Annotated in this window: 20 protein-coding genes; 19 read left to right on the top strand and 1 reads right to left on the bottom strand. The window is 65.2% G+C overall.

All coding sequences use genetic code 11. The features are described from left to right. Position 1: 1 nt before the first annotated feature. From lpxD to ispD, 13 genes are all read left to right on the top strand, one after another. Entirely contained in the window at positions 2 to 1,057 is a 1,056-nt protein-coding gene (lpxD, locus tag NJG22_RS12090; protein ID WP_253094792.1) for a UDP-3-O-(3-hydroxymyristoyl)glucosamine N-acyltransferase, read from the top strand. Positions 1,058 to 1,171: 114 nt separating this feature from the next. Next, on the top strand, positions 1,172 to 1,612 hold the full coding sequence (fabZ, locus tag NJG22_RS12095; RefSeq protein WP_003252314.1) for a 3-hydroxyacyl-ACP dehydratase FabZ: 441 nt from the start codon (positions 1,172 to 1,174) through the stop codon (positions 1,610 to 1,612). Continuing rightward, complete coding sequence (lpxA, locus tag NJG22_RS12100) at positions 1,609 to 2,385, top strand: acyl-ACP--UDP-N-acetylglucosamine O-acyltransferase (RefSeq protein ID WP_253094794.1); 777 nt, start codon at positions 1,609 to 1,611, stop codon at positions 2,383 to 2,385. The genes fabZ and lpxA overlap by 4 nt, the downstream gene beginning before the upstream one ends. A 1-nt stretch (position 2,386) precedes the next feature. Next, entirely contained in the window at positions 2,387 to 3,514 is a 1,128-nt protein-coding gene (lpxB, locus tag NJG22_RS12105; RefSeq protein ID WP_253094797.1) for a lipid-A-disaccharide synthase, read from the top strand. A gap of 1 nt (position 3,515) precedes the next feature. Continuing rightward, positions 3,516 to 4,139 (top strand): ribonuclease HII, encoded by a 624-nt coding sequence (rnhB, locus tag NJG22_RS12110; protein WP_253094799.1) that lies wholly within the window; start codon positions 3,516 to 3,518, stop codon positions 4,137 to 4,139. Between the two features lie 148 nt (positions 4,140 to 4,287). After that, complete coding sequence (gene dnaE / locus NJG22_RS12115; protein ID WP_253094800.1) at positions 4,288 to 7,812, top strand: DNA polymerase III subunit alpha; 3,525 nt, start codon at positions 4,288 to 4,290, stop codon at positions 7,810 to 7,812. A gap of 105 nt (positions 7,813 to 7,917) precedes the next feature. Then, entirely contained in the window at positions 7,918 to 8,865 is a 948-nt protein-coding gene (locus NJG22_RS12120) for an acetyl-CoA carboxylase carboxyltransferase subunit alpha (protein WP_253094803.1), read from the top strand. A gap of 120 nt (positions 8,866 to 8,985) precedes the next feature. After that, positions 8,986 to 10,269, top strand: a complete 1,284-nt coding sequence (gene tilS, locus NJG22_RS12125; protein WP_253094805.1) for a tRNA lysidine(34) synthetase TilS — start codon at positions 8,986 to 8,988, stop codon at positions 10,267 to 10,269. Between the two features lie 270 nt (positions 10,270 to 10,539). Then, entirely contained in the window at positions 10,540 to 12,168 is a 1,629-nt protein-coding gene (locus NJG22_RS12130) for a CTP synthase (RefSeq protein ID WP_023630712.1), read from the top strand. A gap of 3 nt (positions 12,169 to 12,171) precedes the next feature. Then, positions 12,172 to 13,017, top strand: a complete 846-nt coding sequence (gene kdsA / locus NJG22_RS12135) for a 3-deoxy-8-phosphooctulonate synthase (RefSeq protein ID WP_166883517.1) — start codon at positions 12,172 to 12,174, stop codon at positions 13,015 to 13,017. Positions 13,018 to 13,170: 153 nt separating this feature from the next. Beyond that, positions 13,171 to 14,460 carry a phosphopyruvate hydratase gene (gene eno, locus NJG22_RS12140; RefSeq protein ID WP_003252333.1) on the top strand — a complete coding sequence of 430 codons (1,290 nt, stop codon included), beginning with the start codon at positions 13,171 to 13,173 and terminating at the stop codon, positions 14,458 to 14,460. Positions 14,461 to 14,618: 158 nt separating this feature from the next. After that, on the top strand, positions 14,619 to 14,900 hold the full coding sequence (ftsB, locus tag NJG22_RS12145) for a cell division protein FtsB (protein WP_253094807.1): 282 nt from the start codon (positions 14,619 to 14,621) through the stop codon (positions 14,898 to 14,900). Then, a complete protein-coding gene (gene ispD / locus NJG22_RS12150; protein WP_253094809.1) occupies positions 14,897 to 15,604 on the top strand; it encodes a 2-C-methyl-D-erythritol 4-phosphate cytidylyltransferase in 708 nt (235 codons plus the stop codon). The genes ftsB and ispD overlap by 4 nt, the downstream gene beginning before the upstream one ends. A 120-nt stretch (positions 15,605 to 15,724) precedes the next feature. Here ispD and NJG22_RS12155 read toward each other — a convergent pair whose 3' ends face one another. After that, the gene (locus tag NJG22_RS12155; RefSeq protein ID WP_253094810.1) at positions 15,725 to 16,621 is read right to left on the bottom strand and encodes a LysR substrate-binding domain-containing protein; all 897 of its coding nucleotides are present in this window, start codon (positions 16,619 to 16,621) and stop codon (positions 15,725 to 15,727) included. A 108-nt stretch (positions 16,622 to 16,729) separates the two neighbouring features. Here NJG22_RS12155 and NJG22_RS12160 point away from each other — a divergent pair, with 108 nt between their 5' ends. From NJG22_RS12160 to NJG22_RS12185, 6 genes are all read left to right on the top strand, one after another. Next, positions 16,730 to 17,842, top strand: coding sequence for an S-(hydroxymethyl)glutathione dehydrogenase/class III alcohol dehydrogenase (locus tag NJG22_RS12160; RefSeq protein ID WP_217849519.1), 1,113 nt, complete (start codon positions 16,730 to 16,732; stop codon positions 17,840 to 17,842). A gap of 9 nt (positions 17,843 to 17,851) precedes the next feature. Next, positions 17,852 to 18,706 (top strand): S-formylglutathione hydrolase, encoded by an 855-nt coding sequence (fghA, locus tag NJG22_RS12165; protein WP_253094811.1) that lies wholly within the window; start codon positions 17,852 to 17,854, stop codon positions 18,704 to 18,706. 192 nt (positions 18,707 to 18,898) lie between these two features. Continuing rightward, complete coding sequence (gene ispF / locus NJG22_RS12170; RefSeq protein WP_253094812.1) at positions 18,899 to 19,372, top strand: 2-C-methyl-D-erythritol 2,4-cyclodiphosphate synthase; 474 nt, start codon at positions 18,899 to 18,901, stop codon at positions 19,370 to 19,372. Further along, positions 19,369 to 20,427: a tRNA pseudouridine(13) synthase TruD gene (gene truD / locus NJG22_RS12175; protein ID WP_253094813.1), complete on the top strand. Its 1,059-nt coding sequence runs from the start codon at positions 19,369 to 19,371 to the stop codon at positions 20,425 to 20,427. Before ispF ends, truD begins: the two co-directional genes overlap by 4 nt. After that, the gene (gene surE, locus NJG22_RS12180) at positions 20,415 to 21,164 is read left to right on the top strand and encodes a 5'/3'-nucleotidase SurE (protein WP_217849512.1); all 750 of its coding nucleotides are present in this window, start codon (positions 20,415 to 20,417) and stop codon (positions 21,162 to 21,164) included. The genes truD and surE overlap by 13 nt, the downstream gene beginning before the upstream one ends. 38 nt (positions 21,165 to 21,202) lie before the next feature. Next, entirely contained in the window at positions 21,203 to 21,841 is a 639-nt protein-coding gene (locus NJG22_RS12185) for a protein-L-isoaspartate(D-aspartate) O-methyltransferase (RefSeq protein ID WP_253094971.1), read from the top strand. Positions 21,842 to 22,014: the final 173 nt, after the last annotated feature.

Raw genomic sequence — 22,014 nt, forward strand, 5'->3', positions numbered from 1 at the left:
TATGACCGTGACGATGACACTCGGCCAATTGGCCGAGGCCCTCGGGGCCACTCTCAAGGGCCCCGAAGCGCTGGAAATCACCGGGCTGGCCACCTTGCAGGAGGCCGGCCAGGGTCAGTTGAGCTTCCTGGCCAACAAGCAGTACCGCAAGTTCCTGGACGAGAGCCAGGCCAGCGCGGTGTTGCTCAAGGCCGAGGACGCCGAAAGTTTTGCCGGCAACGCCCTGATCGTGCCCGATCCGTACCTGGCCTACGCGCGCCTTTCGCACCTGTTCGATCCAAAGCCCAAGGCTGTGGCGGGAGTTCATCCCAGCGCCGTGGTGGCGGATGACGCACAGGTCGACGCCAGCGCCAGCATCGGCCCGTTCGCGGTGGTCGAGAGCGGCGCGCGTATCGATGCCAACGTGACCGTCGGTGCCCACTGCTTCATCGGTGCGCGTTGCGTGATCGGCGAGGGTGGCTGGCTCGCCCCGCGGGTGACGCTGTACCACGACGTGACCATCGGCAAGCGCGTGGTGATCCAGTCGGGCGCGGTGATCGGCGGCGAGGGCTTCGGTTTCGCCAACGAGAAAGGCATCTGGCGCAAGATCGCCCAGATCGGCGGCGTCACCTTGGGTGACGATGTCGAAATCGGCGTGAACACCGCGGTAGACCGCGGTGCGCTGTCGGATACGCGTATCGGTGACGGGGTCAAGCTCGACAACCAGATCCAGATCGCCCACAACGTCCAGGTCGGTGACCACACCGCGATGGCTGCCTGTGTCGGTATTTCCGGCAGCACCAAGATCGGCAAGCATTGCATGATCGCCGGTGGTGTCGGCATGGTCGGCCACATCGACGTATGCGATAACGTATTCGTCTCCGGAATGACCATGGTGACCCGCTCGATTACCGAGCCGGGTGGCTACTCGTCCGGCACGGCCATGCAACCGCTGGCCGAATGGCGCAAGAGCGCCGCGCGTATCCGCCAGCTGGACGAGATGGCCAAGCGTCTCGGGCAGTTGGAAAAACGTGTCGACACCGTGACCTCGGATGGCCAGCCGACATCAGAAGGCTGATACCTTTTTCCGAGCGAGCGTGAGCAGTCGCTGGCCGGCGCCTCTGTGCCTGTGCACGAGGCGCCAGTTGCCAGCACCTGCGCTCCCTATTCTTATTACAGGCTTCCCCCCGAAATGATGGACATCAACGAGATTCGCGAATACCTGCCTCACCGTTACCCGTTCCTGCTGGTGGATCGGGTCACGGATCTGGACTTCGAGGCCCAAAGCATTCGTGCCTACAAGAATGTCAGCATCAACGAGCCGTTCTTCAATGGCCACTTCCCGGCGCATCCGATCATGCCGGGCGTGCTGATCATCGAGGCAATGGCCCAGGCGGCCGGGATTCTCGGATTCAAGATGCTCGACGCGAAACCTGCCGACGGCACCCTCTACTACTTCGTCGGCTCCGACAAGCTGCGCTTCCGCCAGCCGGTGCTGCCGGGCGACCAACTGGTGCTGGAAGCCAAGTTCCTCAGCCGCAAGAGCATGATCTGGAAGTTCGAGTGCCGCGCCCTGGTCGACGGCAAGCCGGTATGCTCGGCAGAGATCACTTGCGCGGAACGTTCCCTATGAGTTCGATTGACCCTCGGGCGATCATCGATCCCTCGGCCAAGCTGGCCGACGGCGTCGAGGTCGGCCCCTGGTCGATCGTAGGCCCCGATGTGGAAATCGGGGAGGGCACCGTCATCGGGCCGCACGTGGTGCTCAAGGGGCCGACCCGCATTGGCAAGCACAACCGCATCTACCAGTTCTCGTCGATCGGCGAAGACACCCCTGACCTGAAGTACAAGGGTGAGCCGACGCGCCTGGTGATCGGTGACCACAACGTGATCCGCGAGGGCGTCACCATCCATCGCGGCACCATCCAGGACCGCGCGGAGACCACCCTGGGCGACCACAACCTGATCATGGCCTATGCCCACATCGGCCACGACAGCGTGATCGGCAACCATTGCATCCTGGTCAACAACACCGCGCTGGCGGGCCATGTGCATGTCGGCGACTGGGCGATCCTGTCCGGCTACACCCTGGTGCACCAGTACTGCCACATCGGCGCTCACGCCTTCTCCGGCATGGGCACGGCGATCGGCAAGGACGTACCGGCCTACGTCACCGTGTTCGGCAGCCCCGCCGAGGCCCGCAGCATGAACTTCGAAGGCCTGCGCCGCCGTGGCTTCAGCGACGAGGTGCTGCATGCGCTGCGCCGCGCCTACAAGATCGTCTACCGCCAGGGCTTGACCGTCGAAGAGGCATTGAAGGAGCTGGACGAGCTGGTCGAGCAGTTCCCGCAAGTCGACGTGTTCCGCCAGTCGATCGCCAGCTCCGCCCGCGGCATCACCCGCTGACATGGCCCAGCTCTGTGTTGCGCTGGTCGCGGGCGAGGCCAGCGGCGACATACTCGGTTCCGGCCTGATGCGCGCCATCAAGGCCCGCCACCCCGATGTGCGCTTCATCGGCGTGGGTGGCCCGCTGATGGAAGCCGAGGGCATGAGCTCCTACTTCCCCATGGAGCGCCTGGCGGTCATGGGCCTGGTGGAAGTGCTCGGGCGTCTGCGCGAGCTGCTCAAGCGCCGCAAGCTGCTGATCCAGACGCTGATCGACGAACGACCCGATGTGTTCATCGGCATCGACGCCCCCGACTTCACCCTCAATATCGAACTCAAGCTGCGCCAGGCCGGGATCAAGACCGTGCACTACGTCAGCCCTTCGGTCTGGGCCTGGCGGCAGAAGCGCGTGCTGAAGATTCGCCAGGGTTGCGACCTGATGCTGACCCTGCTGCCGTTCGAGGCGCGCTTCTATGAAGAGCAGGGCGTGCCAGTGCGTTTTGTCGGCCATCCGCTGGCCGACACCATTCCCCTCGAGGCTGACCGAGGCGCGGCGCGTGCCGAGTTGGGCCTGGGCGATGGTCCGGTCATCGCGCTGATGCCGGGTAGCCGGGGCGGCGAAGTGGGGCGTCTGGGGGCGCTGTTCCTGGATGCCGCCCAGCACCTGCGTGAGCGCGTGCCCGGCGTGCGTTTCGTGCTGCCGTGCGCCAACGCCGCGCGGCGCGCCCAGCTCGAGCAGATGCTCGAAGGGCGCGACTTGCCGCTGACCTTGCTCGACGGCCAGTCGCACCAGGCCCTGGCGGCTTGCGATGCGGTGTTGATCGCCTCGGGTACCGCTACCTTGGAAGCGATGCTGTACAAGCGGCCGATGGTAGTGGCCTACCGCCTGGCGCCGCTGACGTACTGGATCCTCAAGCGCATGGTCAAGAGCCCCTACGTGTCGTTGCCCAACCTGCTGGCCCAGCGCCTGTTGGTGCCGGAACTGCTGCAGGACGCCGCCACCAGCGAAGCCTTGGCGCAGACCTTGGCACCCTTGCTCGAGGACGGCTCGCAGCAGACCGACAGCTTCGACCAGATTCACCGCACCCTGCGCCGCGACGCCTCCAACCAGGCGGCTGACGCGGTGCTCGCCCTGCTCAAGGACCGCTGACATGCAGATGGGACTGGATTTCAACCTGGTCGAGGACCTGGTCGCCGGTGTCGACGAGGTCGGCCGTGGCCCGCTGTGCGGCGCGGTGGTCACCGCCGCGGTGATCCTCGACCCGAACCGGCCGATCCTTGGCCTGAACGACTCGAAGAAACTCACCGAGGCCCGGCGCGAGGCGCTGTTCGACGAGATCTGCGAAAAAGCCCTGAGCTTCTGCATTGCTCGCGCCGAGGTCGAGGAGATCGACCAGCTGAATATCCTCCAGGCCACCATGCTGGCGATGCAGCGCGCGGTGGAAGGCTTGCATGTCACCCCCAAGCTGGCATTGATCGACGGCAACCGCTGCCCGAAGCTGGCGGTGCCGTCGGCACCGGTAGTCAAGGGCGACTCCCAGGTGCCGGCCATCGCCGCGGCTTCGATCCTGGCCAAGGTCACCCGCGATCGGGAAATGAGCGCCTTCGAACTGATCTACCCAGGCTATGGGATCGGCGGGCACAAGGGCTACCCGACGCCGGTGCACCTGGAAGCCCTGGCCCGGCTCGGGCCGACGCCCATTCATCGGCGTTCGTTCGCGCCGGTGCGGGCGGCGTGGGAGGCCCGTGACGGCGTCTGCAACGCGTTGATCTGATTGGTTTGAGGCCCATCGCGGGGCAAGCCCGCTCCCATGCTTGATCATCCGGCGTGGGAGCGGGCTTGCCCCGCGATGCTTTCGATCACCCTGCGCCATTTACGCTACAATCGCGCCCTTGTCGTTCAGCTCTGCTACAGGATCCTCCATGTCGGTCTCCTTCGTTCACCTTCGCGTGCACTCCGAATTCTCCCTGGTCGACGGCCTGGTGCGGATCAAGCCGCTGGCCAAGGCCCTGGCCGGGATGAACATGCCGGCGGTGGCGATCACCGACCAGAGCAACATGTGCTCGCTGGTGAAGTTCTACAAGACCGCCATGGGCGCTGGCATCAAGCCGATCTGCGGCGCCGACCTGTGGCTGGCCGGGGCCGACCCCGAGGCGCCGCTGTCGCGCATCTGCTTCCTGGCCATGAACCCCAAGGGCTACCGCAACCTCACCGAGCTGATCTCGCGCGGCTGGACCGACGGCCAGCGCAATGGCCTGGTGATCATCCAGCGTGACTGGATCGCCCCGGCCAGCGAAGGGTTGATCGCCCTGTCCGCGGGCAAGGAAGGCGATATCGGCATGGCCCTGATGAGCAATCGTCAGGACGAAGCCCAGGCCCTGCTCGCTGACTGGATGGCGATGTTCCCCGAGCGCTTCTACGTCGAGCTGCAGCGCACCAACCGTGCCGGTGACGAGGAATACGTGCACGCTGCCGTGGCCCTGGCCGACAAGCTCGGCGCGCCGCTGGTGGCGAGCAACGACGTGCGTTTCATCAAGCAGTCGGACTTCGACGCCCACGAGACCCGCGTGTGCATCGGCGAGGGCTGGACCCTCGACGACCCGCGTCGCCCGCGTGGCTACAGCGACCAGCAGTACCTCAAGTCCGCCGAGGAAATGGCCGAGCTGTTCAGCGACCTGCCGGACGCCATCGCCAACACCGTGGAAATCGCCAAGCGCTGCAACATCAGCGTGCAGCTGGGCAAGTACTTCCTGCCCGACTTCCCCACGCCCAACGGCATGGGCATCGACGACTACCTGCGCCACGTTTCCCACGAAGGCCTGGAAGAGCGCCTGGCGGTGCTCTGGCCGAAGGAGACCACGCCCAATTACGAAGAGAAGCGCCAGGTCTACCTGGACCGCCTGAAGTTCGAGCTGGACATCATCATCCAGATGGGCTTCCCCGGTTACTTCCTGATCGTCATGGACTTCATCAAGTGGGCCAAGAACAACGACGTGCCGGTTGGCCCGGGGCGGGGTTCGGGTGCCGGTTCGCTGGTGGCCTACGTGTTGAAGATCACCGACCTCGACCCGCTGGCCTACGACCTGCTGTTCGAACGTTTCCTCAACCCTGAACGTATTTCCATGCCCGACTTCGACGTCGACTTCTGCATGGATGGCCGCGACCGGGTGATCGACTACGTGGCCGAGGCCTACGGGCGCAACGCGGTCAGCCAGATCATCACCTTCGGTACCATGGCCGCCAAGGCGGTGGTGCGCGACGTGGCGCGGGTGCAGGGCAAGTCCTACGGCCTGGCCGACCGCCTGTCGAAGATGATCCCGTTCGAAGTGGGCATGACCCTGGAGAAGGCCTACGAGCAGGAAGAGATCCTGCGCGACTTCCTCAAGGGCGACGAGGACGCCCGCGAGATCTGGGACATGGCCTTGAAGCTCGAAGGTGTCACCCGCGGTACCGGCAAGCACGCCGGTGGCGTGGTGATCGCGCCGACCAAGCTCACCGACTTCTCGCCGATCGCCTGTGACGAAGAGGGTGGCGGCCTGGTGACCCAGTTCGACAAGGACGACGTCGAGGCCGCCGGCCTGGTGAAGTTCGACTTCCTCGGCCTGCGCACCCTGACCATCATCAAGTGGGCGATGGAGATCATCAACCGCGAGCAGGCCAAGAAGAACCTGCCCGAGGTCAACATCGACTTCATCCCGCTGGACGATCGCAAGACCTACGAGCTGCTGCAGAAAGCCGAGACCACGGCGGTGTTCCAGCTCGAATCGCGCGGCATGAAGGAGCTGATCAAGAAGCTCAAGCCCGACTGCCTGGAAGACCTCATCGCACTGGTGGCGCTGTTCCGCCCCGGCCCGCTGCAGTCGGGCATGGTGGACGACTTCATCAACCGCAAGCATGGCCGCGCGGAGCTGGCCTACCCGCACTCGGACTACCAGTACGAAGGCCTCAAGCCGGTACTGGCGCCCACCTACGGCATCATCCTGTACCAGGAACAGGTGATGCAGATCGCCCAGGTGATGGCCGGCTACACCCTCGGTGGCGCCGACATGCTGCGCCGGGCCATGGGTAAGAAAAAGCCCGAGGAAATGGCCAAGCAGCGCGGCGGTTTCATCGAAGGCTGCGTGGCCAACAATATCGATGCCGATCTTGCTGGTAACATCTTCGACCTGGTAGAAAAGTTCGCCGGCTACGGCTTCAACAAGTCCCACTCCGCCGCCTACGGCCTGGTGTCGTACCAGACCGCCTGGCTGAAGACCCATCACCCGGCGCCGTTCATGGCCGCGGTGCTGTCGGCGGATATGCACAACACCGACAAGGTCGTGGTGCTGGTCGAGGAAGTGCGCAGCATGAAGCTGCGCCTGGACGCGCCGGACGTGAACTTCTCCGACTTCAAGTTCACCGTCAACAACGACGGTCGTATCGTCTATGGCCTGGGTGCGATCAAGGGCGTGGGCGAGGGCCCGGTGGAGGCGATCGTCGAGGCGCGCGCCGCAGGCGGTCCGTTCAAGGACCTGTTCGATTTCTGCGAGCGTATCGACCTCAAGCGGGTCAACAAGCGTACCCTGGACGCGCTGATCCGCAGCGGTGCGCTGGACCGCCTGGGCCCGCACTTCCATGATGAGATCAAGGCCTACCAGGCCAACATCGACATCAACCGGGCAACCTTGCTGTCGGCGCTGGGCGAGGCGGTGAAGGCCGCCGAGCAGGCCGCGCACACCGCCGACAGCGGCCACGTCGACCTGTTCGGTGGCATGTTCGACGCCGCCGACGTAGACGTCTATGCCAACCACCGCAAGGTGCGCGAGCTGACCCTCAAGGAACGCCTGAAAGGCGAAAAGGACACCCTCGGCCTGTACCTCACCGGCCACCCGATCGATGAGTACGAGACCGAGATCCGCCGCTTCGCCCGCCAGCGCATCGTCGACCTCAAGCCGGCCCGCGACACCCAGACCATCGCCGGGATGATCATTGCCCTGCGGGTGATGAAGAACAAGAAAGGCGACAAGATGGGCTTCGTCACCCTCGATGACCGTTCCGGGCGCATCGAGGCCTCGCTGTTCGCCGACGCCTTCATGGCCGCCCAGGCCCTGCTGCAGACCGACGCCATGGTGGTGGTGGAAGGGGAGGTGAGCAACGACGACTTCTCCGGCGGCCTGCGCCTACGGGTCAAGACCGTGATGACCATGGAGGACGCGCGGACCAAGCTGGCCGAGAGCCTGCGCCTGAAGATCAGCCATGAAGCGCTCAAGGGCGACCGCCTGAGCTGGCTAGGCGAGCTGATCACCCGCCATCGCGGTGGCTGCCCGATTACCCTGGAGTACACCGGCAGCGACGCCAAGGCCATGCTGCAATTCGGCGACCAGTGGTGCATCGACCCCGCCGATGGGCTGATTCAGGCGCTGCGTGACCAGTTCGGACGTGAGAACGTCTTCCTGCAATACCGTTGAAACGACGAATTTTAATCTCGACCTTTATGCGCCTGATCCCTTAAGGTAGGGCGCCAAACGGATCCACCGGCCGGCCGCCTGGCCGTAGACCCAAGACGGAAGCCTATGAACCCGAATTTCCTCGATTTCGAACAGCCGATTGCCGACCTGCAAGCCAAGATCGAAGAGCTGCGCCTGGTGGGCAACGACAACTCGCTGAACATCAGCGATGAAATTGCCCGTCTGCAAGACAAGAGCAGCACCCTGACCGAGAGCATCTTCGGCAACCTGACCAGCTGGCAGATCGCCCGCCTGGCCCGTCACCCGCGCCGTCCGTACACGCTCGACTACATCGACCACATCTTCACCGAGTTCGAAGAGCTGCACGGCGACCGTCATTTCTCCGACGACGCCGCGATCGTCGGCGGTACCGCGCGCCTTAACGACAAGCCAGTCATGGTCATCGGCCACCAGAAAGGCCGCGAAGTGCGCGAGAAGGTACGCCGCAACTTCGGCATGCCGCGCCCAGAAGGCTACCGCAAGGCCTGCCGCCTGATGGAAATGGCCGAGCGCTTCAAGATGCCGATCCTGACCTTCATCGATACCCCCGGCGCCTACCCGGGCATCGACGCCGAAGAGCGCAACCAGAGCGAAGCCATTGCCTGGAACCTGCGCGTGATGGCGCGCCTGAAGACCCCGATCATCGCCACCGTGATCGGTGAGGGTGGATCCGGCGGCGCGCTGGCCATCGGCGTTTGCGACCAGCTGAACATGCTGCAGTATTCCACCTACTCGGTGATCTCGCCGGAAGGCTGCGCCTCGATCCTGTGGAAGACCGCCGACAAGGCTGCCGACGCCGCCGAGGCCATGGGCATCACCGCCGAGCGCCTGAAGAGCCTGAACATCGTCGACAAGGTCATTGGCGAGCCCCTGGGCGGCGCCCACCGCGACCCGGCCGCGATGGCCGCGAGCATCCGTGGCGACCTGATCGAACAGCTGGACATGCTCGGCAAGCTCGACCACGACGCGCTGCTCAAGCGCCGTTACGATCGCCTGATGAGCTACGGCCTCTGATGGATTCCGGGGGCCGCTTCGCGGCCCTATCGCGACACAAGGCCGCGTCTGTAGGAGCGGCCTTGTGTCGCGAAAGGGGCGCCAAGCGCCCCCTGCGATCTCAAGCCCTGTGAGGCCCTGATGCTCAACCTCACCCCTTGGCTCAACGCCCCCGCCTGGTACGTCGCCTTCTCTGGCGGCCTGGACTCCACCGTCCTCCTGCACCAGCTTGCCAATTACTCCCGCAACCATTCAACGCCCCCCCTGCGCGCCATCCACGTCCATCACGGCCTGCAAGCCGCCGCCGACGCCTGGCCCGATCACTGCCGGGCGGTGTGTGCCGCCCTGGGTGTCGAGCTCGAGGTAGTCCCTGTGCAGGTCGCCGCCGGCGCCAGCCTCGAACAGGCGGCCCGCAATGCCCGCTATGACGCTTTTGCAAAGCGCCTGGGCGCAGGTGCGGTGTTGTTCACCGGCCAGCACCGTGACGACCAGGCCGAGACCCTGCTTTTTCGCCTGCTGCGCGGTGCCGGCCTGCGCGGATTGTCCGCCATGCCGGAACATCGGGTGCTGGGCCAGGGTAGCCTGGTGCGGCCGCTGCTGGGGCTGTCGCGCCAGCAGTTGCAGGCCTACGCCGACGCTCACGGGCTGGCATGGGTCGATGACCCTTCCAATGACGACACCGCCTTTGCCCGCAACTTTCTCCGTGGCGAGGTCCTGCCGCTGTTGCGCGGTCGCTGGCCGCAGGTGGACGCCAATCTGGCGCGCAGTGCCGAGCACCTGGGCGAGGCGCTGGGCTTGCTCGAGGAGCTGGCCGCCAGCGACCTGGCCCCGGCCTGCGACAATGCGCCGCTGCCCTGGCTCGGCCTGGCCTCCCTCGACCTGGCCGTGCTCAAGGCCCTGTCGCCGGCACGCCAGCGCAATGCCCTGCAAGCCTGGCTCAGCCGCCGTACCCGGCTGCCGGACAGCCGCCACTGGGCGGGCTGGGACGACCTGCGTGACGCCGCCGGCGATGCCTGCCCGCTGTGGCGCCTGACCGACGGTCAAGTGCAGCGTGGCCATGGGCGTATCTGGTGGCTGGACGGCCAATGGCTCGAGGCCCCGACTGGCCCGCTGGCCTGGCCGAACCCCGCGCTGCCCTTGGCGCTGCCGGGCAACGGCCAGGTCTGGCTGGCCAGCTGCGCTGTCGGCGGCAGCCTGCACATCGCCTATCGCCAAGGGGGCGAAGTGCTGGATGCGCCGGGGCGTGGCCGGCGCGATCTCAAGCGCCTGCTCAACGAGGCGCAGATCCCGCACTTCGTGCGCCAGCGCCTGCCATTGCTGTATCGCGACGGGCAATTGCTGGCGGTGGCCAACCTGCCCGCGCGCTCAGCGGCAGATGGCCAGTTGCACTGGCGGCCACCGACGAACGTGCAAGGTTTGAGCTGAAGGGTACATTCGGGTAGACTACCCTCCCTTCTTGATACAGCTTCTGTGGGTTCCGCGAAAACACAGAGGTTGCCGATTACCAAGCAGTTTTTTGCTGGGCTGATTTCTTAAAATGACGAGCGAGCTCCATGCCGGGGATACCCCTGGTCTGTACAGACGCGGCAGTTTTTCGAGATGCACTGTGATTGACGCAGGTGATCGGGGGCTTCGGCCTTCCTTCGCTTTCTCCGGCGGCGCTGACCGCCTTAACGCAGACTTCTAGGGTTTTTCATGACGCGCTACATATTCGTCACGGGCGGTGTTGTTTCTTCATTGGGGAAAGGCATTGCCTCGGCTTCCCTGGCGGCCATCCTGGAAGCGCGGGGCCTGAAGGTCACCATGCTCAAGCTGGACCCGTACATCAACGTCGACCCGGGCACCATGAGCCCGTTCCAGCACGGTGAAGTGTTCGTCACCCATGACGGCGCCGAGACCGACCTCGACCTGGGCCACTACGAGCGGTTCATCCGCACCACGATGACCCAGAACAACAACTTCACTACCGGCCGCATCTACGAGCACGTGCTGCGTAAAGAGCGCCGTGGCGACTACCTGGGCGCGACCATCCAGGTCATCCCGCACATCACCGACGAAATCAAGCGCCGCATCATCAAGGGCGCCGGCGATGCCGACGTCGCGCTGGTCGAGATCGGCGGCACCGTGGGTGACATCGAGTCGCAGCCGTTCCTCGAAGCGATCCGCCAGCTGCGCGTCGAAGTGGGCTCCAAGCGCGCCATGCTGATGCACCTGACCCTGGTGCCGTACATCGCCACCGCGGGCGAGACCAAGACCAAGCCGACCCAGCACTCGGTCAAGGAGCTGCGCTCCATCGGCCTGCAGCCAGACGTGCTGATCTGCCGCTCCGACCACCCGGTCGATGCCTCGTCGCGTCGCAAGATCGCGCTGTTCACCAACGTCGAAGAGCGTGCGGTGATTTCGCTGGAAGACGTCGACACCATCTACAAGATCCCAGGCGTGCTGCACGCCCAGGGCCTGGACGACTTCGTCGTCGAGCGCTTCGGCCTGCAGTGCAACAGCGCCGACCTGTCCGAGTGGGACAAGGTGGTGGACGCCAAGCTCAACCCTGAGCAGGAAGTCACCATCGCCATGGTCGGCAAGTACATGGAGCTGCTGGACGCGTACAAGTCGCTGATCGAAGCGATGAGCCACGCCGGCATCACCAACCGCACCAAGGTCAACCTGCGCTACATCGACTCCGAAGACATCGAGAACCAGGGCACCAGCCTGCTGGAAGGCGCCGATGCCATCCTGGTGCCGGGCGGTTTCGGCCTGCGCGGCGTCGAAGGCAAGATCACCGCGGTGCAGTACGCCCGCGAGAACAAGGTGCCGTACCTGGGCATCTGCCTGGGCATGCAGGTGGCCGTGATCGAGTTCGCCCGTAACGTCATGGGCTGGAAAGATGCCAACTCCACCGAGTTCGACCGCAACAGCGGCCACCCGGTAGTGGGCCTGATCACCGAGTGGGCCGATGCCACCGGCGCGGTCGAGACCCGTACCGAAGCGTCCGACCTGGGCGGCACCATGCGCCTGGGCGCGCAGGACTGCCAACTGGCGGCCGGCTCCAAGGTCCACGACTGCTACGGCAAGGACATCATTACCGAGCGTCACCGCCACCGCTACGAAGTCAACAACGTGCTGCTGCCGCAGTTGGTCGAAGCGGGCCTGCAGGTCTCCGGTCGCTCCGAAGACGGCGCGCTGGTCGAAGTGGTCGAGTCCAAGGACCACCCATGGTTCGTCGCCTGCCAGTTCCATCCGGAGTTCACCTCCACCCCGCGTGACGGGCACCCGCTGTTCAGCGGCTTCGTCAAGGCGGCCCTGGCACAGAAGAACAAGGCCTGATCCATGACCCAGAAGATCATTCGCGTCGGTAACATCGAGATCGCCAACGACAAGCCGTTCGTCCTGTTCGGCGGCATGAACGTCCTGGAGTCCCGTGACCTGGCCCTGAAGGTCTGCGAGGAGTACGTGCGGGTCACCGAGAAGCTCGGCATCCCGTACGTGTTCAAGGCCAGCTTCGACAAGGCCAACCGCTCGTCGGTCAACTCGTACCGCGGCCCGGGCATGGAAGAAGGCCTGAAGATCTTCGAGGAGATCAAACGCACCTTCAACGTGCCGGTGATCACCGACGTGCACGAGCCCTACCAGTGCGAACCGGTGGCCAAGGTGTGCGACATCATCCAGCTGCCGGCCTTCCTGTCGCGCCAGACCGACCTGGTGGTGGCGATGGCCAAGACCGGTGCGGTGATCAACATCAAGAAGGCGCAGTTCCTGGCGCCCCACGAGATGAAGCACATCCTCGCCAAGTGCGTCGAGGCCGGCAACGACCAGCTCATCCTCTGCGAGCGTGGTTCGAGCTTCGGCTACAACAACCTGGTGGTGGACATGCTCGGCTTCGGCATCATGAAGCAGTTCGAGTACCCGGTGTTCTTCGACGTGACCCACTCGCTGCAGACCCCGGGTGGTCGCGCCGACTCCGCCGGTGGCCGCCGCGCCCAGGTCACCGACCTGGCCAAGGCCGGCATGAGCCAGGGCCTGGCCGGGTTGTTCCTCGAGGCCCACCCGGACCCGGACAACGCCAAGTGCGATGGTCCATGCGCCTTGCGCCTGGACAAGCTGGAACCGTTCCTCAGCCAGCTCAAGCAGCTGGATGACCTGGTGAAAAGTTTTCCGACGGTAGAAACCGCGTAAAGCTCATTTCTCGGGTAAAGTACCGCCCGTTCCACCCCTGACCTTTCGGTCAGGGGCTCCCTTCCCCAGGCCTGCCCGTGCCATGTCGCCTGGTGAACGGCAAGAATTCCCAAAAGCTGCGTTGTTTTCGTCAATTCTGGAGTGCTTACAACAATGGCAAAGATCGTCGACATCAAAGGTCGTGAAGTTCTCGATTCGCGTGGCAACCCCACCGTGGAAGCCGATGTCCTGCTCGACAACGGCATCATCGGCAGCGCTTGCGCGCCTTCGGGTGCTTCCACTGGCTCGCGCGAAGCGCTGGAGCTGCGTGATGGCGACAAGAGCCGTTACCTGGGCAAGGGCGTGCTGAAGGCCGTCGCCAACATCAACGGCCCGATCCGCGACCTGCTGCTGGGCAAGGACCCATCGGACCAGAAAGCCCTGGACCGCGCCATGATCGAACTGGACGGCACCGAGAACAAGGCCAAGCTGGGCGCCAACGCCATCCTCGCCGTCTCGCTGGCCGCCGCCAAGGCCGCCGCCCAGGACCAGGACCTGCCGCTGTACGCGCACATCGCCAACCTCAACGGCACCCCGGGCCAGTACTCCATGCCGGTGCCGATGATGAACATCATCAACGGCGGCGAGCACGCCGACAACAACGTCGATATCCAGGAGTTCATGGTGCAGCCGGTTGGCGCCAAGACCTTCTCCGACGGCCTGCGCATGGGCACCGAGATCTTCCACCACCTCAAAGCCGTGCTCAAGGCCCGTGGCCTGAACACCGCCGTGGGTGACGAAGGTGGTTTCGCGCCGAACCTGGCTTCCAACGAAGACGCCCTGGGCGCCATCGCCGAAGCCGTGGAAAAAGCCGGCTACAAGCTGGGCACCGACGTGACCCTGGCGCTGGACTGCGCAGCCTCCGAGTTCTATGAAGATGGCAAGTACAACCTGTCCGGCGAAGGCAAGTCGTTCGACGCCGAAGGCTTCGCCGACTACCTGAAGGGCCTGACCGAGCGCTTCCCGATCATCTCGATCGAGGACGGCCTGGACGAGTCCGACTGGGCTGGCTGGAAGATCCTCACCGACAAGATCGGCGAGAAGGTGCAACTGGTCGGCGACGACCTGTTCGTCACCAACACCAAGATCCTCAAGGAAGGCATCGAGAAGGGCATCGGTAACTCGATCCTGATCAAGTTCAACCAGATCGGTTCGCTGACCGAAACCCTGGAAGCCATCCAGATGGCCAAGGCCGCTGGCTACACCGCGGTGATCTCGCACCGTTCCGGTGAAACCGAGGACTCGACCATCGCCGACCTGGCCGTGGGCACCGCCGCTGGCCAGATCAAGACCGGTTCGCTGTGCCGCTCCGACCGCGTCAGCAAGTACAACCAGCTGCTGCGCATCGAAGAGCAACTGGGTGCCAAGGCCGTCTATCGCGGTCGCGCCGAGTTTCGCGGCTGAGCAAGAGATGGTAAAAAGGCAGCAGCCGGGGCGGCCTGAAAGTTCATATTGAATTTTCAGGCGTTTCCCACGGGTTTCTGTCGACGAAGCCTGGCCTCGGCCAGGCTTCGTGCTATCGGAAGCTCGCTGCGGCGGCCTTTTTTACCCTGGATATCTTCATGCGCAGTCCCTATTGGTTGTTCCTCGTCCTGCTCCTTTTGCTTGGAGGCCTGCAATATCGCCTCTGGGTCGGTAACGGCAGCCTGGCGCAAGTGGCCGAGCTCAAGCAGCAGATTGCCGACCAGCATGCGGAAAACGAACGTTTGCTGGAGCGCAACCGTGTGCTCGATGCCGAGGTCCTGGAGTTGAAGAAAGGTATGGAGACCGTGGAAGAACGGGCTCGCCATGAACTGGGGATGGTCAAGGAGGGCGAAACCCTCTACCAGTTGCCGCAGAAATGACCCCTGTATTGCCGGCCTTCTGGGCCGTGATTCCCGCCGCGGGCGTAGGTGCCCGCATGGCTGCCGACCGCCCCAAGCAGTACCTGCAATTGGGCGGACAAAGCATTCTCGAGCATAGCCTCGACTGTTTTCTTGGCCACCCCGCGCTCAAGGGTGTGGTGGTCAGCATTGCCGAACACGACCCTTACTGGCCCGGCCTGCGCTGTGCCAGCGATCCGCGTATCCAGCGTGCCTCGGGCGGTGACGAGCGCGCTGACTCGGTGCTCAATGCGCTATTGCTGCTGCACGCCCAAGGCGCGTCGGATGACGACTGGGTGCTGGTGCACGACGCCGCGCGGCCGAATCTGGCGCGTGGCGATCTGGACAAGTTGCTGTCAGCCCTGGCTGAAGATCCCGTCGGTGGATTGCTCGCCGTACCCGCTCGGGACACGCTCAAGCGTGCCGACGGCGAGGGCAGGGTGGCGGCGACGGTCGACCGCAGCACCGTCTGGCAAGCCTACACCCCGCAGATGTTCCGCCTCGGCATGTTGCACCGGGCGCTGGCCGAGTGCCTGGTGTCCGATGTTGCGGTCACCGATGAGTCGTCCGCCATCGAGTGGGCCGGGTATGCGCCGCGCCTGGTCGAAGGGCGCAGCGACAATATCAAGGTGACCCGGCCAGAGGACTTGGAGTGGTTGCGTCAGCGCTGGGCTGGGCGCCGCTGAAATCGCTGGGGCCGCTGTGCGGCCCTTTCGCGACACAAGGCCGCTCCTACAGGTAATAGCGTCCCCTTGTAGGAGCGGCCTTGTGTCGCGAAAGGGCTGTGCAACAGCCCCAGCATTCGTTCAGGCTCCCCGATACTCCGGCAGCTGCGCCAACCCTTCCTTCAGATAGTCCACCAAACGCCTGACCTTCGGCGACAGATGCCGCTGCTGCGGATACAGCGCCCACACCGCCGTATTCGGTGGCTGGTGCGCCTCCAACAACGACACCAGCGCGCCACTGTGCAGATGCTCGAGCACGTAGTAATCCGGTAGCTGACACAAGCCCATGCCCTGCAGCGCCGCATCCAGCACCGCCTGGCCACTGTTGCAGCGCCAGTTGCCTTGCACCCGCTGGCTGATCTCGCGGCCATCCTGCTGCAGGACCCACAGGTCCGAGCTGCCGACCAGGCAGTTGTGCCGCGTCAGCTCCGACAGGCTGTGCGGCCGGCCATAGCGCTCCAGGTACGCCGGTGACGCACACAGGTACATGCGCCGGGGTGCCAGGCGCGCGGCCACCAGCCGGGAATCCTGCAGGCGCCCCAGGCGGATCGCCAGGTCCATGCCTTCGTGCAGCAGGTCGAGGGTGCGATTGCTCAGCTCCACCTCGACCCGCAGTTGCGGATACAGCGCCATGAACCGGGTTACCAGCGGCACGATGAAACGCTCGCCGTAAGCCACCGCGCAGGTCATGCGCAGCAGGCCCTTCGGCTCGCTGGCCAGATCGCCCATGGCCCGCAGGGCCTCCTCGCGGCCATCCTGCAGGCGTTGGCAGTGTTGCAGGAAAGTCTGCCCGGCCTCGCTCAGGGTCACCCGCCGGGTACTGCGGTATAGCAGGCGGGTTTGCAGGCGTTCCTCCAGGCGGGCGATCTGCCGGCTGATGTGCGATGACGACACACCCATCCGCTCGGCTGCCGCGGTGAACTGGCCAGACTCGGCCACGGCGACGAACTCGTCGATGCCTTCCCAGCGACTGCTCATGGATTGTCCCTGTATGGCAATAATGTTTTGTGGTTGCCTGGATTATTCACCAAACAAGGGTGAATTACACTGCAAGACTGCAATCGACACTCAGTCTGGAGACCCTTGATGATCAAGTCCCGCGCCGCTGTTGCCTTCGAGGCGAAGAAACCCCTGGAAATCGTCGAAGTCGACGTGGCCATGCCCAAGGCGGGCGAGGTGCTGCTGCGCGTCGTCGCCTCCGGTGTCTGCCATACCGACGCCTACACCCTGTCTGGTGCCGACCCGGAAGGTATCTTCCCTTCCATCCTCGGCCATGAAGGCGGGGCGATCGTCGAGGCGGTGGGCGAGGGCGTCACCTCGGTTGCCGTGGGCGACCATGTGATCCCGCTGTACACCCCCGAGTGCGGCAAGTGCAAATTCTGCCTGTCTGGCAAGACCAACCTGTGCCAGGCCATTCGCGCCACCCAGGGCAAGGGCCTGATGCCCGACGGCACCACCCGCTTCAGCTACAAGGGCCAGCAGCTGTTCCACTACATGGGGACCTCGACCTTCTCCGAGTACACCGTGCTGCCGGAAATTTCCGTGGCCAAGATCCAGAAGGACGCGCCGCTGGAGAAGGTCTGCCTGCTCGGCTGTGGCGTGACCACCGGAATCGGCGCGGTGCTCAACACCGCCAAGGTCAAGCCTGGCGATACCGTGGCCATCTTCGGCCTGGGCGGCATCGGCCTGTCGGCAGTGATTGGCGCGGTCAAGGCCAAGGCGTCGCGGATCATCGCCATCGACATCAACCCGGCCAAGTTCGAGATCGCCCGCCAGCTGGGCGCCACCGATTGCATCAACCCCAAGGACTACGACCGTCCGATCCAGGAAGTCATCGTCGACCTCACCGACGGCGGCGTGGACTTCTCCTTCGAGTGCATCGGCAACGTACAGCTGATGCGCGCGGCGCTGGAGTGCTGCCACAAGGGCTGGGGCGAATCGGTGATCATCGGGGTGGCCGGCGCCGGCCAGGAAATCGCCACCCGTCCGTTCCAGCTGGTCACCGGGCGCGTCTGGCGCGGTTCGGCGTTCGGCGGCGTGCGTGGCCGCAGCGAGCTGCCGAGCTATGTCGAGATGTCCGAGAAAGGCGAGATCCCGCTGGATACCTTCATCACCCATACCATGGGCCTGGAAGACATCAACAAGGCCTTCGACCTGATGCACGAAGGCAAGAGCATCCGTAGCGTTATCCACTTCTGAGGCCCTGCCATGACGCTGGAAAACATCTCCTGCCAGAAGAGCTTCGGCGGCTGGCACAAGCGTTACCGGCACAGCTCCAAGGTGCTTGGCTGCGACATGGTGTTCGCCGTGTACCTGCCGCCCCAGGCCGAGCAGGGCGAGCAGCTGCCGGTACTGTACTGGCTCAGCGGCCTGACCTGCACCGACGAGAACTTCATGCAAAAGGCCGGCGCCCAGCGCCTGGCCGCCGAGCTTGGGCTGATCATCGTCGCCCCGGACACCAGCCCGCGCGGCGAGCAGGTGCCGGGCGACCCTGACGGTGCCTACGACTTCGGCCTCGGCGCCGGGTTCTACCTCAATGCCAGCCAGCAGCCCTGGGCGCAGCATTACCGCATGCACGACTATGTGGTCCATGAGTTGCCGGCACTGATCGAGGCGCACTTCCCGGCCTCCGGGCAGCGCAGCATCAGCGGCCATTCCATGGGCGGCCACGGCGCGCTGGTGTGCGCCTTGCGCAATCCTGGGCGCTACCGTTCGGTGTCGGCGTTCTCGCCGATCAGCAACCCGATGGACTGCCCATGGGGCGAAAAGGCCTTCGGCCGCTACCTGGGGGACGACCGTGCGCGCTGGCGCGAGTGGGACGCCAGCGTGCTGCTGGCCGAAACCCCGTCCGGCGAGTGTCCGCCGTTGCTGGTGGACCAGGGCGACCGTGACGACTTCCTCGAGCAGCAGCTCAAGCCCGAAGCGCTGGAGCAGGCGGCACGCAAAGGCGGGCATGTGCTGACCCTGCGCCTGCAGCCGGGGTATGACCACAGCTACTACTTCATCGCCAGCTTCATCGATGAACACCTGCGCCATCACGCAGTGGCGTTGGGCAGGGTGTAGCCCAAGGCAAGGGCGTGCCTGGGGGCCGTAGCCAGCCTTGCTGGCGAAACAGGCGCTGCGCAGGATGGCACCGGCTATGCCGGTGTTCGCCGGCCGGCTCCTACGGGTCGTCATCGACAGCCCCAAACACATCCGCCCAAGCCCCTGCAAAGCAGGTAGAATCACGCCCTGACTCAATCAGGGCGTTTTTCTATGCGTATTGGCCATGGCTACGATGTCCACCGTTTTTGCGACGGTGATTTCATTACCCTGGGCGGGGTGCGTATCCCCCATAAATACGGCCTGCTGGCCCACTCCGACGGCGACGTGCTGCTGCATGCGGTGAGCGATGCCCTGCTGGGCGCCGCGGCGCTGGGCGATATCGGCAAGCACTTCCCCGACACCGACGCGCGCTTCAAGGGCATCGACAGCCGCGAGCTGCTGCGCCATGTGGTGCGCATCGTCGGCGAAAAGGGCTGGAAGGTCGGCAACATCGACGCCACCATCATCGCCCAGGCCCCACGCATGGCGCCGCATATCGAGACCATGCGCCAGTACCTCGCCGCCGACCTGCAGGTCGAGCTCGACCAGGTCAACGTCAAGGCCACCACTGAGGAAAAGCTGGGCTTCACCGGCCGTGAGGAGGGCATCGCCGTGCACGCCGTCGCCTTGCTGCTGTCCGCATGAACGACCTGCAACTGCTGGGGCCACGGGCCTCGGGCGAAGCGCTGGGCACAGCGGTGCTCAAGGCCGTGGCCGATGACTTCCAGGTCGACGAAGTGCTCGACATCCCGCTGTCCGGCCAGGGCGAGCACCTGTGGCTGTGGGTCGAGAAGCGCGACCTCAACACCGAGGAAGCGGCCCGCCGCCTAGCCCGCGCCGCCGGCGTGCCGGTGCGCGCCATCAGCTATGCCGGGCTCAAGGACCGCCAGGCCCTGACCCGCCAGTGGTTCAGCCTGCACCTGCCGGGCAAGGCCGACCCGGATCTGTCCCGGGCCGAGGACGACACTCTGCGCGTGCTCAAGCAGGTGCGCCACCAGCGCAAGCTGCAACGCGGCGCCCATTCGGCCAACGGCTTCACCCTGCGCCTGACCGCGCTGCACGCCGAGCACGGGGCCATCGACGCCCGTCTCGAGCAGCTCAAGCAGCACGGCGTGCCGAACTACTTCGGCGCCCAGCGCTTCGGCCATGCTGGCGGCAACGTGCACGACGCCCAGGACTGGGCCGCGCGCCAGGCATTGCCCGAGCAGCGCAACCTGCGCTCGCGGCTGCTGTCCGCCGGGCGCAGCTACCTGTTCAACCAGGTGTTGGCCGAGCGCGTCGCCGATGGCAGTTGGCAGCGCGCCCAGGTCGGCGACTTGCTGGCCTTCACCGACAAGCGCAGCTTCTTCATGGCCGACGAGGCCGCATGCAGCGATCCGCGCCTGGCCATTCTCGACCTGCACCCGACCGGGGCGCTGTGGGGCGCGGGCGCGGCCCCAAGCCAGGGCGCGGCCCTGGCGCTGGAGTCCGCGGTCGCCGCGCGCCACCCAGCGCTGTGCGATTGGCTGGCGCGAGCGGGCATGGATCACGAACGGCGCATCCTGCGGCTCCCTATTGGGCGGCTGACGTGGCATTATCCCGAGCCTGATATCCTGCAACTGGAATTCGTCCTTCCGGCCGGATGCTTCGCCACCGTGGTGGTGCGCGAACTCGTCGATCTGGTGCCGGCAGGGCAGACGGACAGCCCATGCGTATTCTGATTTCGAATGACGACGGTGTTACCGCACCCGGCCTCGCCGCGCTGCATGCTGCGCTGGCGGACTACGCCGAGTGCGTGGTGATTGCCCCGGATCAAGACAAGAGCGGCGCCAGCAGTTCGCTGACGCTGGACCGCCCGCTGCACCCGCAGACCCTGGCCAACGGCTTCATCAGCCTCAATGGCACGCCGACCGACTGCGTGCACCTGGGGCTCAACGGGCTGCTCGCGCAGACCCCAGACATGGTGGTCTCCGGCATCAACCTGGGCGCCAACCTGGGTGACGATGTGCTGTATTCCGGCACGGTCGCCGCCGCGCTCGAAGGGCGCTTCCTGGGTGGCACCTCGCTGGCGTTCTCGCTGCTCTCGCGCCAACCCGACAACCTGCCGGCCGCCGCGTATATCGCCCGGCGCCTGGTCGAGGCCCAGGCGCGCCTGGAATTGCCCGCGCGCACGGTGCTCAACATCAATATCCCCAATCTGCCGCTGGAGCACATCCGTGGCATCCAGCTGACCCGCCTGGGGCACCGGGCGCGGGCGGCGGCGCCGACCAAGGTGGTCAACCCGCGCGGCAAGGAAGGCTACTGGATCGCGGTGGCCGGCGACGCCGAGGACGGCGGCCCGGGCACCGACTTCCATGCGGTGATGCAAGGCTACGTGTCGATCACCCCGTTGCAGCTGGACCGCACCTTCAACGACGCCTTCGAGCGTTTCGAGGGCTGGCTGGAGGGCGTGCTCTGATGCGCGAGCAGGACGATTTGATGCGGCGTGGGATCGGCATGACCTCCCAGCGCACCCGTGAGCGGCTGATCCAGCGCTTGTACGAGGAGGGCGTGTCCAACGCCAAGGTGCTCGAGGCCATTCGCCGCACCCCGCGCCACCTGTTCGTCGACGAGGCCCTGGCTCATCGCGCCTACGAAGACACCGCGCTGCCGATCGGCCACAACCAGACCATCTCCCAGCCGTTCATGGTCGCGCACATGAGCGAACTGCTGCTGGAGGCCGGGCCCCTGGACAAGGTGCTGGAAATCGGCACCGGCTCGGGCTACCAGACGGCGATCCTCGCCCAGCTGGTGGAGCGGGTGTTCTCGGTGGAACGGATCAAGGTGCTGCAGGACCGGGCCAAGGAACGCCTGGTCGAGCTCAACCTGCGCAACGTGGTGTTCCGCTGGGGCGATGGTTGCGAAGGCTGGCCAGCGCTGGCGCCTTATAACGGCATCATCGTCACCGCCGTGGCGCCGGAAGTCCCCCAGGCGCTGCTCGACCAGCTGGCCCCGGGGGGGCGCATGGTGATCCCGGTGGGCCCGGCGGGGGAGGCCCAGCAGTTGATGCTGATCGTGCGCGAGGAGCATGGTTTCTCGCGCCGTATGCTCGGGGCGGTGCGCTTCGTGCCGCTGCTCAACGGCCCGTTGGCCTGAGCGGTCCCGGAATATTTGCGCGCACGACGAATTACTGCGCGCCGGCCCTGTCTATCTGGCGTGGCCACTGCCGAGCGTCGGGGCCAACTGCGAGCCACCCCCGGGGCGCAGGCTCGGTTATAATTGAAACAATATTGCATTTCGTATCGTCGTATTCAGGCACCATGAGGGGA

It is taken from the genome of Pseudomonas sp. VA159-2, from assembly GCF_024126635.1.
Classification (GTDB): domain Bacteria; phylum Pseudomonadota; class Gammaproteobacteria; order Pseudomonadales; family Pseudomonadaceae; genus Aquipseudomonas; species Aquipseudomonas muyukensis.